We start from the raw sequence: 13194 nt of genomic DNA on the forward strand, positions 1-13194 counted from the left end.
GCGTCGGATCCGCCGCGCACCGCGGTGACGGCCGGCTCCCCGGCCGGCCCGGACGTCACTGCGGCCTCCTACGCCCAGTTTGCCATTCTCGCGGTCGCTCCTGGCAGTGAGAACATTGCCGCATCTGACGTGGACAAACGGTCTTGCAGGGCCTGTGGACGAGCCGAGGTGCTTTGTCGAGGCCGGGGTCTAGCATGAAAGAGACGGACACCAGCACTTCAGGAAGGCCAGCGGCGCGATGGACCAGCAGGCAGCACGCCATGACGACCCGGCCCAGGGTCCGCTGCGGCACTTCTCGCCGCTTACCCGGGCCTGGTTCGCGAGCGCGTTCGCCGCGCCGACCGCGGCCCAGGCCCTGGCCTGGGAGGCGATCGCAGCCGAGCAGGACGTGCTCGTCGTCGCCCCGACCGGATCCGGCAAGACCCTGGCCGCGTTCCTGTCGGCGATCGACGGCCTGGCCGGCTCACCTGCAACGCGTGGGACCTCGCTACCCCCGGCGCCTGGGGCCGCCCACCCGGCGCGTCGGGCCGCCGGCCCGGCGCGGCAGGCCGTCGAGCGGCTGCGCGTTCTCTACGTGTCGCCGCTGAAGGCGCTCGCCGCCGACATCGAGCGGAACCTGCGCGCCCCGCTGGCCGGGCTGCGGGCGGCCGCGGCCCGGCTCGACCTGCCGCTGCCCGACATCACCGTGGGCATGCGCACCGGCGACACCCCGGCCGACGCCCGCAGGCGGTTCCCGTCCGCGCCGCCCGACATCCTGATCACCACCCCGGAGTCGCTGTTCCTGCTGCTCACCTCGAGGGCCCGGGACGCGCTGCGCTTCGTCGACACCGTAATCGTCGACGAGGTGCACTCGGTGGTCGCCACCAAGCGCGGTGCCCACCTGGCCGTGAGCCTCGAGCGGCTGGACGAGCTACTCCCGCAGCCAGCCCGGCGCATCGGGCTGTCGGCCACCGTGCGCCCGACCGACGAGGTGGCCCGCTACCTCGGCGGCTCCCGCCCGGTGACGGTCGTCGCCCCGCCGAGCGAGAAGGCATTCGACCTCTCGGTGGTCGTCCCGGTCGAGGACATGGCCGCCATCGGAGAGGACTCCGGCCCCGGTCCCATGACCCTCCCTGCCGGGTCCGGCTGGCCGGGGCCGGTGGCAGATGGGGGCGGGCACGGGTCGTGGTCGGGCGGGCCGGAGCCGGGCGCTGGTGGGCCGGGGGCGGGGCCCGCTGGGCCGTGGTCCGGCGGGCCTGGGCTGGCGCCCGGGTCTGGTGCGCCGTGGTCCGGCGAGCCGGCCAGCGGCTCCGCCGCCGGGCCGCCCGACCGGTCGAGCATCTGGCCGCACATCGACGAGCGCCTCGTCGAGCTGATCCGTGCCCACCGCTCGACGATCGTGTTCGCCAACTCCCGCCGGCTCGCCGAGCGCCTCTGCGCCCGCTGCAACGAGCTGGCCGGGGCGGAGATCGCCCGGGCTCACCACGGTTCGGTCAGCCGCGAGCAGCGCACCGAGATCGAGGAGGACCTCAAGGCGGGACGGCTGCCTGCCGTGGTCGCCACCAGCTCACTCGAGCTCGGCATCGACATGGGCTCGGTCGACCTGGTGATCCAGGTCGAGGCGCCCAGCTCCGTCGCGGCCGGGCTACAGCGCATCGGCCGGGCGGGGCACCAGGTCGGCGCGGTCAGCCGCGGCATCGTCTTTCCGAAGTTCCGCGGCGACCTGGTCGAGTGCGCGGTGGTGGTCGAGCGCATGCGGGCGGGAGCGATCGAGGCCATGCGCTACCCGCGCAACCCCCTCGACGTGCTCGCCCAGCAGGTCGTTGCGATGGTCGCGATGGACGACTGGACGGTGGACGGTCTCGAGGCGGTGGTGCGCCGGGCGGCACCCTTCGCCGACCTGCCCCGCAGCGCGATGGAGAGCGTGCTCGACATGCTGGCCGGACGCTACCCGTCCGACGAGTTCGCCGAGCTGCGGCCGCGGCTCAACTGGGACCGGGTCGAGGGCACCCTCACCCCGCGGGCCGGCGCCCAGCGGCTCGCGGTCACCTCGGGCGGCACCATCCCCGACCGGGGCCTGTTCGGCGTCTACCTGGTGGGGGAGCGCCAGACCCGGGTGGGCGAGCTGGACGAGGAGATGGTCTACGAGTCCCGGGTGGGCGAGGTCTTCACCTTGGGCGCGTCGAGCTGGCGGATCGAGGACATCACCCACGACCGGGTGCTGGTCAGCCCGGCCCCGGGCCAGCCAGGCAAGCTGCCGTTCTGGCACGGCGACGCGCTGGGCCGGCCGGTCGAGCTGGGCCGGGCCCTGGGCGGGTTCCTGCGCGAGCTGACCGCGCTGCCCGCCGAGGCCAGGCTCGCGCGCCTGGCCGAGGCGGGGCTGGACGACAACGCGGTCAGCAACCTCGTCCGCTACCTGGACGAGCAGGTCGAGGCGACCGGCGTGCTGCCCGACGACCGCACGATCGTGGTCGAGCGTTTCCGCGACGAGCTGGGCGACTGGCGGGTCTGCGTGCACACGCCGTTCGGGGCACAGGTCCACGCCCCGTGGGCCCAGGCCATCGAGGCTCGCGTGCGCGAGCGCCTCGGCCTGGAGGTCCAGACGATGTACAGCGACGACGGCATCGTCGTGCGCCTGCCCGAGGCCGACGAGGCACCCCCGTCGGACTCGATCCTGTTCGAGCCGGACGAGATCGAGGACCTCGTCGTGGGCGAGGTGGGCGGCTCGGCGCTGTTCGCCAGCCGCTTCCGCGAGTGCGCCGCCCGCGCGCTGCTGCTGCCCAGGCGCCGGCCGGGCCAGCGCACCCCGCTCTGGCAGCAGCGCCAGAAGAGCGCCGGGCTGCTCCAGGTCGCCTCGAGGTACGGGTCGTTCCCGGTCGTGCTCGAGACCATGCGCGAGTGCCTCCAGGACGTGTTCGACCTCCCTGGGCTGGCCGAGCTGATGGCGGCCGTCGGCCGCCGCGAGGTCCGCGTCGTCGAGGTCGACACGCCCTTCCCGTCGCCGTTCGCCAGCTCCCTGCAGTTCGGCTACGTGGCCGCGTTCATGTACGAGGGCGACGCGCCGCTGGCCGAGCGCCGCGCCCAGGCCCTCTCCCTGGACCGCTCGATCCTGGCCGAGCTGCTCGGCCGGGAGGAGCTGCGCGACCTGATCGACCAGGCCGCCCTGGCGGAGCTGGAGCTCGAGTTGCAGCTGCTCACGCCCGAGCGCAAGGTCCGCGGCCCGGACGGGCTCCACGACGCGCTGCGGCTGCTCGGCGACCTGTCGGTGGAGGAGGCAGCGGCGCGCGCCGCCGACCCCGGTGCCGCGCCCACCTGGCTGGCCGAGCTGCAGGGCACGCGGCGGGCGCTGCTCCTGCGCATCGGCGGCGCCGAACGCTGGGTGGCCATCGAGGACGTAGCCAGGTTCCGGGACGGGCTCGGCACCGCGCCGCCGCCCGGGGTGCCCCGGGACTTCCTTGCGCCGGTCGCCGACCCCGTCGGCGACCTGGTCGCGAGGTGGGCGCGGACCCACGGGCCGTTCACGGCCGCCGAGCCCGCGGGCCGCCTCGGCCTCGGCGTGGCCGTGGTGGAGCAGACCCTGGCACGGCTGGCCGCGGCCGGCCGGGTGGTCGAGGGCGAGTTCCGGCCCGGACGGTCGGGCCGGGAGTGGCTCGACGCCGAGGTCCTGCGCCGGCTGCGCCGACGCTCGCTCGCCGCGCTCCGCAAGGAGGTCGAGGCGGTCCCCCAGGAGGCGCTCGCCCGCTTCGTGACCGCCTGGCAGGGAATCGGCCCCACCGGCCCTCGCTTCGCCAACCTGGACGCCGTCTACCGGGCGGTCGAGCAGCTCCAGGGCGCCGCGGTGCCCGCCTCTGCGCTCGAGCGCCAGGTGCTCGCCGTCCGCCTGCCCGACTACAGCCCGGGGCTGCTCGACCAGCTCTGCGCCTCGGGTGAGGTGGTCTGGGTGGGCGCCGGGGCGCTCGGCTCCGACGACGGCTGGGTCAGCCTGTTCACCGCCGAGCAGGCGCCCCTGCTGCTGCCCGAGCCGCTGCCGGTCGAGCCGTCGCCGCTCGCCGCCCGGGTCCGCGAGGCCCTGGCCGAGCGGGGCGCCCTGTTCTTCCGCCAGCTCTCGGACGTGGTCGGCCCGACCAACGACTCCGAGCTGCTGCTCGCGATCTGGGAGCTGGTCTGGGCCGGGCTGGCGACCAACGACACCCTGGCGCCGTTGCGGGCGCTGGTCACCGGCGGCTCCCGCCCGGTGGCCCGGCCGCCCGCCCGCCGGGGCCGGCGCGGGCCGGCCTTCCCGAGCCGGCTCGGCCCACCTGCAGGCGCCGGCCGCTGGAGCCTGGTGCCCGAGCGGGCCGCCGACCCGACCCGGCGCATGCATGCGGTCGCCGAGCAGCTCCTCGAGCGCCACGGCCTGGTGACCCGGGGCGCGGTGGTGTCCGAGCGGGTCCCGGGCGGCTTCGCCGGGGCCTACGCGGTCCTCAAGGCGATGGAGGAGGCGGGCCGCTGCCGGCGCGGCTACTTCGTGGACGGCCTCGGCGGCGCCCAGTTCGCCAGCGTCGGCGCCGTCGATCGCCTCCGCCTGCTGGCCACGCCCGGCAGCGACCCGCAGACCCTGATCCTGGCCGCCGCCGACCCGGCCAACCCGTACGGCGCCGCCCTCGCCTGGCCCGACCGGCCGCTGCCGGCCGGTCCCGGTCCCGGCGGGGAGGCCGGGGGCCGGCCGGACGGGCGCCCCGGACCCCGGACCGACGGGCGGCCCGGGCACCGGCCCGGGCGCAAGGCCGGCGCGGTGGTCGCTCTCGTCGACGGCGAGCTCGTCCTCTACGTCGAGAAGGGCGGCCGCACGTTGCTCACCTTCACCGACGACGCCGACCGGCTCGGGCGCGCGGCCGACGCGCTCGCCCTGGCCGCGCGCGACGGCGCCCTCGGCAGGCTCTCGGTCGAGCGCGCCGACGGGGAGGCGGTGCTGGACAGCCCGCTCGCCCAGGCCCTCACCGCGGCCGGTTTCCGCCCGTCAACCCGCGGCCTGCGGCTGCCCGGGGGCCTGCCGGGCGCCAGACGGGCGGCCTCGCAGGGGAACGGGGCCTGACGCCGTGCCCGAGGGCGACACCGTCTTCCTGGCCGCGACCCGCCTTCACCAGGCCCTGGCCGGCCAGCGGCTGCTCGCGGCTGAACTTCGGGTCCCCCGACCAGTTGCGAGGCTCCGCAAGTTGGCTCCTGGTCCATCTTCCATCACCGCCGACCTCGCCGGCCAGGTGGTCCGGGAGGTGGTGCCGCGAGGCAAGCACCTGTTGTTCCGCACCGATGCGGGCGTCACCCTGCACACCCACTTCAAGATGGAGGGCGCCTGGCACCTGTACCGGCCGGGGGAGCGCTGGCGCGGCCACGACTTCCAGGTCCGTGCCGTGCTGCGCACCGAACGCTGGGTCGCGGTCGGCCTCCGGCTCGCCATCTGCGAGCTGCTGCCGACCGACCAGGAGCACGAGGTCGTCGGCCACCTCGGCCCCGACGTGCTCGGTCCGGACTGGGACCTGGACGAGGCGGCCGGCCGGCTGCGCGCCGACCCGGACCGGGCGATCGGCACCGCCCTGCTCGACCAGCGGGCCATCGCCGGCCCGGGCAACATCTGGAAGTGCGAGCTCTGCTTCCTCTGGGGTGTCGACCCGTGGACCCCGGTCGGCGAGGTGCGCGACCTCGAGGGCATGCTCGCCCTGCTGGGGCGGATGATGGACGCCAACCGGACCACCGGGAGGCAGATCACCACCGGCGACACCCGCGCGGGCCGGACGCACTGGGTGACCTCCCGCACGGGCAAGCCCTGCCGCCGCTGCGGCACGCCAATCCGCAAGGCCGAGCAGCAGAGCTACGACGCCGAGCGCCCGACCTGGTGGTGCCCGACCTGCCAGCCCGGCCCTGGGCCTGCTCAGGCTCAGGGGTCCCGTACCACCGTGGCTCACACCCGGGCGGCGCCCGACGCCCCCCGATGACGGCCGCGGCGGACGGCCGCCGCGGGTCAGAGCCGGCGGAACGAGCGCACCGGCATGCGGGGCCCGAAGCGGGGCGCCCATTCCCCGGAGTGCTGCAGGAGGCGGAGGACGCGGCCCCGGTGGCCGGCGTAGGGGGCGAGCAGCTCCAGCATCCGCTCGTCGGTGCCCCGCGGCTCCCCGGCCAGCTTCCAGCTGACCAGGTGGGGCAGGTGGTAGTCGCCCACCGACACCGCGTCGGCGTCGCCCAGGGCGACGATGGCCACCTCGGCCGCGGTCCACGGCCCGACGCCGGGGACGGCCTGGAGCCGTCGGTAGGCGTCTGCCGCGGCCATGCCCACGGCCTCCTCGAGCCGCGCCGCCCTGGTGGCCGCGGCCCGGATCGTGTTGGCCCGCTTCATCTCGACTCCGAGCGGGTGGAACTCCCAGTACGCCTTGCCCGCGAGCACGTCGGGTCCTGGCGGCACCAGCAGCGGCACCGGCCCGGGTGCCGGCGTGCCCCAGGCCCGGACCACCGCCCGATAGGAGGCGCGTGCCTCCCTGCCGCTCACCTTCTGCTCGAGGATCGACGGGACGAGCGCCTCGAACACCGTCCGGGACCGGCTGATGCGCAGGCCGGGTAGGCTGCGGTGCAGCTCCCGGACCAGCCCGCGCGGCTCGAAGCCGTCCAGGTGGTCGCGGCTGCCCAGCAGTTCGGCGGCCGTGTCGAGGCACCAGGCCGCGCCCGGACCCCACGCCTGCACCCAGACCCTGTCGGCACCCGCGGCGTAGCGCGCGGTGGCGGGGCCCTCCGGGGTCCGCGTCGCCCGCCACCAGGCGCCCGACCGCTCCACGAGCACCGAAGGGTCGCTGCCGCGCCGCAGCGGTCCCAGCGTCAGGCCGAGGTGGACGGGCAGCGAGGGCCGTAGCGTGGTCTCGAGGGGCGTGTCGGTGGCGTGCACGGGCGGATCGTACCGTCCGGCAGGGACGCCGGTCTGGCAGGAACGCCCGTCTGGTAGGCAGGCCCGTCCGATAGGCAGGCCGATCGGTACGGACCCGGTCTGACAGGGACGCCGGCCGGTCTGACAGGGACGCCGGCCCGCTGGCGTGCTGGCGGACGGTCCCGGGCTCTTGCTAGGGTGCGCAGCCACCACGGGCACCACCGCGAGAGGAACCTGCGATGGCTGATGCGTCATTCGACGTCGTCTCCCAGGTCGACCGGCAGGAGATCGACAACGCCCTCAACCAGGCCAAGCGTGAGATCGGCCAGCGTTTCGACTTCAAGAACACCGGCACCTCGATCGACCGCTCCGGCGACGACGTGATCATCGTCTCCAGCACCGACCAGCGGGCCCTGGCCGCGCTCGACGTCTTCAAGGAGCGGCTGGTCAAGCGCTCGGTGTCGCTGAAGGCGCTGCGGGCGTCCGAGCCGCGACCCGCGGGCAAGAGCAACTACCGCATCGAGTGCACGTTCATCCAGGGGATCCCGGAGGACAAGGCCAAGGCGCTGGCCAAGACGATCCGCCAGTCCGGGCTGAAGGCGCAGGCGCAGGTACAGGGCGACCAGCTCCGTGTCACCAGCAAGAGCAAGGACGACCTGCAGAAGGTGATCGCCCTGCTCAAGGAGCGGGACGAAGGCCTGCCCCTGCAGTTCACGAATCGACGAGGTTAGGGCCTGCGGGCCAATAACCTGGTCGTTCCAGCGACGACACACCGAGGTAAGCGGACTCGATCTGGCCAGGTTATTGGGTGGCGAGCCCTTAGGAAGCAGCTCGATCTTCGTCAGCTCCGCGCCCAGGTAGTCGACCACCTCGACCCCCTCGGCATCGGGCTCGGCGAGGTCCAGGAGCCGCCACCTGCCCTCGGGCCGGTGCTCGGGCCTGAGCACGGGCGTGACGATGATCCGCGCTCCTCGGACGTTCAGCCGGAACTCCTCGAACAGCAGGCGCAGCCGGTCTTGGAGCATGGGTGTGGTCTCGGCGTCGAGCGTGCCCCGCACCAACCGCTGCACTCGCGAGACGGCGTCCAGGAGACCGTCGAGCTGCTCGACCGGCATCGCCCCCTGAACGGCCTTCAGCCTGTCTCTCAGACGCTTCTGGGCGGCCTGGCACCAGCCTGCTCGCGCTCGTACTCGGCGTCGAGGCGTGAGTAGAGCTTCGCCGACAGCTCGCCCACCTCATACTCCTGCTGAGCCTTCCGCGCGAGGGTGCGGACTCGGACAAGATCGGCCTCGACCTGAGCCAGCTCGTCAGCGACCACACCCGCCTCGTCGTCGCGCAGCGCCAGTAGCCGGTCTCGCTCGCGCTCCACCGTGCGCCGCACGTCCACGACGTCCATGTGCCGGTCGCGCAGATGGTCCAGCACCGCCGAGTCCAGCATCTCCCGGTCGATGGGCGGCAGATCGCACTTGCCCATGCGACGACCGCGACAGCGGTACTTGTCCTTGTTCCGGCGACCGGGCTTCGGCGACTTGATCCCGACCCTCTCTCCGCAGCGGTCGCACCACACCTGCCCCGAGAGCAGGAACCGCGCCGCAGTCTCCGGGGAGGTGCCTCGCCCGGTGAGGTTGCCGGGTCCCTGCCGACCCGAGCGGCGCTCGCCCGACTCGGGGGTCGAGCCGGTGGGGCAGGGAGGGCGATACGAGATCCAGAAGGGGCAGGTCAAGTCCCTTAAGGCCAAGTTCGACTCCTGGACCAAGGCGCAGGCCGAGGCGAAGGCCAAGCGCGAGAACGAGCGCGCCGCGAAGGCCAAGGCCGCTGACGAGGAGATCGACGAGGCTCTCGAGCCCGACGACGAGACCGAGGACTCCGGCGACGAGGCCGAAGAGCCCGAGATCCACCAGCCGAAGGACGTCGTCGAGGTCGCGCAGGAGAACGGGGGGCTTCCCAAGGCACAGGCCGCCGCCGACGCGCACCGCAAGGCCACCCGTGCCGCCTCCAAGGCCGCCCGCCAGCCGAAGCCCGAGACCGAGTGATCCACACGCTCCGCCGCGCGCCTCTCAGGACGAGGGGTGCTGCGGCATGTTTGAGGGCCGGCAGGTGTGGTCGCACCCCCGGCCCAGGCACACGAGGAAGGAGCCTCACATGCCCGACGAGCGTACCCCTACCGCCGTCCGCAGAGCCGCGCTGATAGCCGACGTGCAGCGCGTGTCTGAGCTGCTCGCACAGTGCGTCGCCGAGGCGAGGCCCTGGACCTGCCCGTCCGGCGTGACGTATTCTCCGCGATCGCGACGATCGACGGGTGGCTGAACGATCTCAGGAGGTCTGCATGACCCTGTTCCTGGCCGTCAAGGCGTTGCTGCGCAAGCTGCGCATCCTGCGTCCGTTCCCGAAGGACGAGGTGCACTACGCGAGCCAGCGCCAGAAGGAACTGGTGGGCCAGATCAGGAAGGCTCATGGACTCGCCGCCGCCAACCAGGCGATGGACGAGATTGACGCGATGATGGCCCGGGTGGCTCCGACGGAGCAGTATCCGCCCGGCCAGGTCATCGACGACGTGACGCAGTACGTTCGGGCGAAGTATCTGCCCGACACCCTGCCCGACCCGAAGTCCTAGTCGACCCGCCGTCCGCCTCTGCGCGGGCGGTGTGGTATATGGGATGAGGCTCCGGCGGTGGGGAAGTGCGCGCACTTGGCGCGACAGCGCTTGACACGCCCCGCCGGCCCTCTATCGGAGGAGATGGGCATCTGCCTATGGCCCCCCACACCCATCCTCCGTGCTGCCAGAGGCTGGCCGGCCGCAGGAACCCGGCCCTCCTCTGCTTTTCGGAGGAGACAGGCGGCTTCCCGGCGGTTACTCACCCACCCGCCTGCCCTCCGTCCTGCTACGGAGGTTCGTAGTCCTCGTACCCGCCTTCGTCGTACCTGGGGCACGAGAACCCGTACTCCTCCGCCTCGCTGTGGTCGTCGGACATCTCACCTCCTCTCGGTCGTACCTCTGTATTGCCGTGAAGCACAGAGCAACGGCCGAGCCGGAGGGGCGAGAACGCCGACAAACTTACAGCGGTGTAAGTATGGAGGGGGCCGCCGATCCGGTCAAGCGCGCTGCTCAGGCGCGTCGCTGCTCGATCGCGTCGGGTGAGGCATCGTCGAACGCCGTCTAAGCAGGTGACCAGAAGTTCTGTCCGTAACGCCTGGTGGAGAACACCTGGGCCGACGAAGTAGCCTCGTAGGCCGTTGGAGCTTGCAACCACAGCGACCCACGAGGCACGGTCAGTCTGCGTCCCCCCATCGTGTACGCCACCCCACCCCACCCCACCGCCCACACCGAACTGCTTGACCTGCTCCACGGCCCCCACCGCGTCGCCTGCCGGCTGGTCATGATCCTGCTGTCTGCGCAAGGCCGGCAGCCAGCCCAGACCGCATCGCTGCTCGGCTACGACCCGCGCACCGTGCGCCGCTGGGTCCACCGCTACAACCGCGACGGGACCGCAAGCCTGGCCGACCGGCCACGTCCCGGCCGGCCCCGCCGTGGCGGTCGGCGGCGCACCCAGCGGATCCGCCGCCTGCTGGCCCAGCCCCGCGCCTGGACGATCGGGAGGCTCTGGCAGCGGCTGGGTCGACCCGCGATCAGCCTCGCACCGTGCACCGGCGCACCCGGGAGGTGGCCTGCTGGCGGCGGTCCCGGCTGGTCGCCAGGGGCGACCCCGATGCCGAGCGGCGCTGCGCCCAGGTCCGAGCCCACATCGCCGGCCTGCCCGCGGGCGCGGTGGTGCTGGCAGAAGACGAGACCCACCGCAACCTGCTGCCGTGGGTGCGGGCCACCTGGGTGGTGCGGGGCACCCGCCAGCGGGTGCTGACCCCGGGTGAATCGCCCTGGGTTTGATGGAGGCCGGTGGGGTTGGTTCTGGTCGGCTGTGCTGACGGTCGGCTGGGTCATTGTGCCGCACGGTTGTGGCGGGGCTCGAGGGGCTCGGAGCATCAGGGCTGGAGGAGTTCGTTGATGGTGACGGGCTCGTCACAGCAAGGGCAGTGTCCGCCAGGCCCCAGGCGGCGCATGAAGGTGCCGCAGTCCTGGCAGCGCTGGGTGCCGAGGAGCCTGGTCTGGCAGTCGGGGCACTCGTAGACGGTGCTGGTGCGGCGCGACCGGGTGGCAGGCAGCTCGGGTGACGTCGGGCTCGGGGTGTGACGGCGACGCCAGGCAGCCTGGCGGCAGGCGTCGGAGCACCAGCGCCGGACGCGCCCGGGTGGCAGCGGCCCGCCGCACACCCCACAGGCTGCCGTTACGGTCCCGTTACGCGACGGGATCATGCGGCCTCCTCACAGCGTTGGCGCCAGGCGGCCTCGTACTCCGCCGGGGGGATCGCTCCGATGGCGCCGTGGAGCCGCCGCTGGTTCCACCAGCCGACCCACGCGGCGGTGGCGAGCTCGACCCGCTCGGCGGTGCGCCACGGGCCGTGGCGGCCGATCAGCTCGGTCTTGTACAGGCCGTTCACGGTCTCGGCGAGGGCGTTGTCGCAGCTGTCGCCGCGGGAGCCGACCGAGGCGACCGCGCCTTCGGCGGCGAGGCGCTCGGTGTAGCGGATCGACAGGTACTCCCACCCCCCGGTCGGAGTGGTGCACCAAGCCGTCCAACCCTTCGCCCTGGCGGGCCCACACAGCCATCTCCAGGGCGTCGAGGGCGAGGTCGGCCCGCAGCGAGGTCGACACCCGCCAGCCGACGATCATGCGGCTGAAGGCGTCGACGATGAACGCGACGTAGCAGAACCCCGCCCAGGTCGCCACGTCGGTGAGGTCCGCGACCCACAGGCGGTTGGGGCCGGCGCGCTGAAGTCCCGCTCGACCAGGTCGGCCGGGCGCTGGTCGGCCTCGGCGGGTGTGGTGGTGCGCTGCCGCTTGCCGCGCACGACCCCACAGATGCCGAGCGCGCGCATCAGCCGGGCGACCCGGTCGCGGCCCACCCCGATCCCTTCGCGGCCCAGCTGCCGCCAGACCTTCCAGGCCCCATAGACACCATCGTGCTCCTTGTAGACGCGGGCGATCTCGACCTTCAGCGCCTCGTCACGCAACGCCCGCGCCGATGGCGGCCGGCCCATGGCCGCGTAGTCGCTAGACGGGGCGACCTGCAGCACCCGGCAGATCGGCTCGACCCCCATCGGTCCCGGTGGCCGTCGATGAACCGGGTCACCTCGGCAGGCGCGGGTCGAGCTCCCGCGCGGAGAACGCCGAGGCCGCCTTGAGGACCTCATTGGCCCGCCGCAGCTCACGGACCTCCCGCTCAAGCTCCGCGATGCGCCGGCGCTCCTCGCTCGGCACGCCCGGACGACGGCCCCCGTCGACCTCGGCCTGCGCCACCCAGCCCCGCAGGGACTCGGTCCCCACGCCGAGCTGGCGCGCCACCCGGGTGATCACCCCGAAGCGCTCACCGGTCTCCTGGATCGTCTCGGCCACCATGCGGACAGCTCGCTCACGAAGCTCGGGCGGGTACCGCTTCTGCGACGGATGTCTGCTGTGGTCGTCTGCCATGACTCCATCTTCCCTTCCAAGCGATGGAGCCTCCACTGAAGTCAGGGTGGTTCAATCACCACCACCCTGACCGGGCAGGACCCGGCCGAGCTGCGCCTGACCTGGCGAAGCGACACCCGCGCCCGCAACCGCCTGGAAGGCGGGCTGTTCGGCAAGCGGATCCTGTTCACCAACCGTGACGACTGGCCAGCCGCCGACATCGTGGCCGCCTACCGCTCCCAGTCCGAGGTCGAGTTCGGGTTCCGGCAGCTCAAAGACCCCCACGTGGTCTCGTTCAGCCCGATGCACCACTGGACCGACTCCAAGATCCGCGTCCACATCTTCTACTGCGTCCTCGCCCTCGCCATCGCCCACCTGCTGCGCCGCCAGGCTGAACACGCCGGCCTGCACCTGTCCGTCCGCGAGCTGCTGGCCGAGCTCGCCGACATCCAAGAGACCGTGCTGCTCTACCATGACGGCGGCAAAGGCCGCCCCCGCGCCCGCCGCATGCTCACCGACACGACCCCCACCCAGCAGCGCCTAGCCGACCTGTTCGACCTCCACCGCTGGGCACCGGCCCGCTGACCAGGCCAACACCCGGGGATGGGTAATACACCCACCCCCACCCAACACCCCGCCTGAGCAGCACAAACAGCCTAAACGACCGACGAAGGCCGGAAACTCCCGCTAGGAGGCCACTGAATTATGGCGATTCTGGGTCGCGGCGACTGGCCTTCGCGGGACTTGGGCATGGGAGAGCTGGGGCTCCGCGGCCCGGTCGACGTGGTGGGCTGCCGGTTGGCCGCCCTGTGCGCAGGCCCGGG

The 13194-nt window shown here is 73.2% G+C and carries 10 protein-coding genes, 2 pseudogenes and 1 other annotated feature; of the genes and pseudogenes, 8 read left to right on the top strand and 4 right to left on the bottom strand.

Annotated elements, in window-relative coordinates; all coding sequences use genetic code 11:
* Positions 1-238: 238 nt before the first annotated feature.
* Complete coding sequence (locus VG276_22825) at positions 239-5053, top strand: DEAD/DEAH box helicase (protein ID HEV8652146.1); 4815 nt, start codon at positions 239-241, stop codon at positions 5051-5053.
* Positions 5054-5057: 4 nt separating this feature from the next.
* A complete protein-coding gene (locus VG276_22830; GenBank protein HEV8652147.1) occupies positions 5058-5951 on the top strand; it encodes a DNA-formamidopyrimidine glycosylase family protein in 894 nt (297 codons plus the stop codon).
* Between the two features lie 26 nt (positions 5952-5977).
* On the opposite strand, the gene VG276_22835 is transcribed toward VG276_22830, so the two are convergent.
* Positions 5978-6889 (bottom strand): DNA-3-methyladenine glycosylase 2 family protein, encoded by a 912-nt coding sequence (locus tag VG276_22835; GenBank protein ID HEV8652148.1) that lies wholly within the window; start codon positions 6887-6889, stop codon positions 5978-5980.
* Between the two features lie 218 nt (positions 6890-7107).
* Here VG276_22835 and VG276_22840 point away from each other — a divergent pair, with 218 nt between their 5' ends.
* Entirely contained in the window at positions 7108-7599 is a 492-nt protein-coding gene (locus tag VG276_22840) for a YajQ family cyclic di-GMP-binding protein (protein HEV8652149.1), read from the top strand.
* A 413-nt stretch (positions 7600-8012) separates the two neighbouring features.
* Here the strand turns inward: VG276_22840 and VG276_22845 are convergent, their stop codons facing one another.
* Complete coding sequence (locus VG276_22845) at positions 8013-8606, bottom strand: recombinase zinc beta ribbon domain-containing protein (GenBank protein HEV8652150.1); 594 nt, start codon at positions 8604-8606, stop codon at positions 8013-8015.
* On the opposite strand from VG276_22845, the gene VG276_22850 reads away from it, so the two are divergent.
* The 4 genes and pseudogenes from VG276_22850 (at position 8488) to VG276_22865 (ending at position 10751) form a co-directional block, all read left to right on the top strand.
* Positions 8488-8901: a hypothetical protein gene (locus VG276_22850; protein HEV8652151.1), complete on the top strand. Its 414-nt coding sequence runs from the start codon at positions 8488-8490 to the stop codon at positions 8899-8901. The two genes, VG276_22845 and VG276_22850, sit on opposite strands and share 119 nt — an antisense overlap.
* A 293-nt stretch (positions 8902-9194) precedes the next feature.
* Positions 9195-9482, top strand: coding sequence for a hypothetical protein (locus VG276_22855; protein ID HEV8652152.1), 288 nt, complete (start codon positions 9195-9197; stop codon positions 9480-9482).
* A gap of 763 nt (positions 9483-10245) precedes the next feature.
* Positions 10246-10425 (top strand): annotated as a pseudogene (locus VG276_22860) (helix-turn-helix domain-containing protein).
* Positions 10426-10508: 83 nt separating this feature from the next.
* Positions 10509-10751, top strand: coding sequence for a hypothetical protein (locus VG276_22865; protein ID HEV8652153.1), 243 nt, complete (start codon positions 10509-10511; stop codon positions 10749-10751).
* 95 nt (positions 10752-10846) lie between these two features.
* Here the strand turns inward: VG276_22865 and VG276_22870 are convergent, their stop codons facing one another.
* Together VG276_22870 and VG276_22875 are read right to left on the bottom strand one after the other, a co-directional pair.
* A complete protein-coding gene (locus tag VG276_22870; GenBank protein ID HEV8652154.1) occupies positions 10847-11176 on the bottom strand; it encodes a hypothetical protein in 330 nt (109 codons plus the stop codon).
* A pseudogene (locus VG276_22875) lies at positions 11173-12391 on the bottom strand (IS3 family transposase). The gene VG276_22870 and the pseudogene VG276_22875 overlap by 4 nt, the downstream one beginning before the upstream one ends.
* Positions 11980-12092 (bottom strand) — a sequence feature (AL1L pseudoknot). Its footprint overlaps the pseudogene before it by 113 nt.
* Positions 12392-12592: 201 nt before the next feature.
* On the opposite strand from VG276_22875, the gene VG276_22880 reads away from it, so the two are divergent.
* A complete protein-coding gene (locus tag VG276_22880; GenBank protein ID HEV8652155.1) occupies positions 12593-12955 on the top strand; it encodes a hypothetical protein in 363 nt (120 codons plus the stop codon).
* Positions 12956-13194 lie beyond the last annotated feature (239 nt).

It is taken from the genome of Actinomycetes bacterium (assembly GCA_036000965.1).
Classification (GTDB): domain Bacteria; phylum Actinomycetota; class CALGFH01; order CALGFH01; family CALGFH01; genus DASYUT01.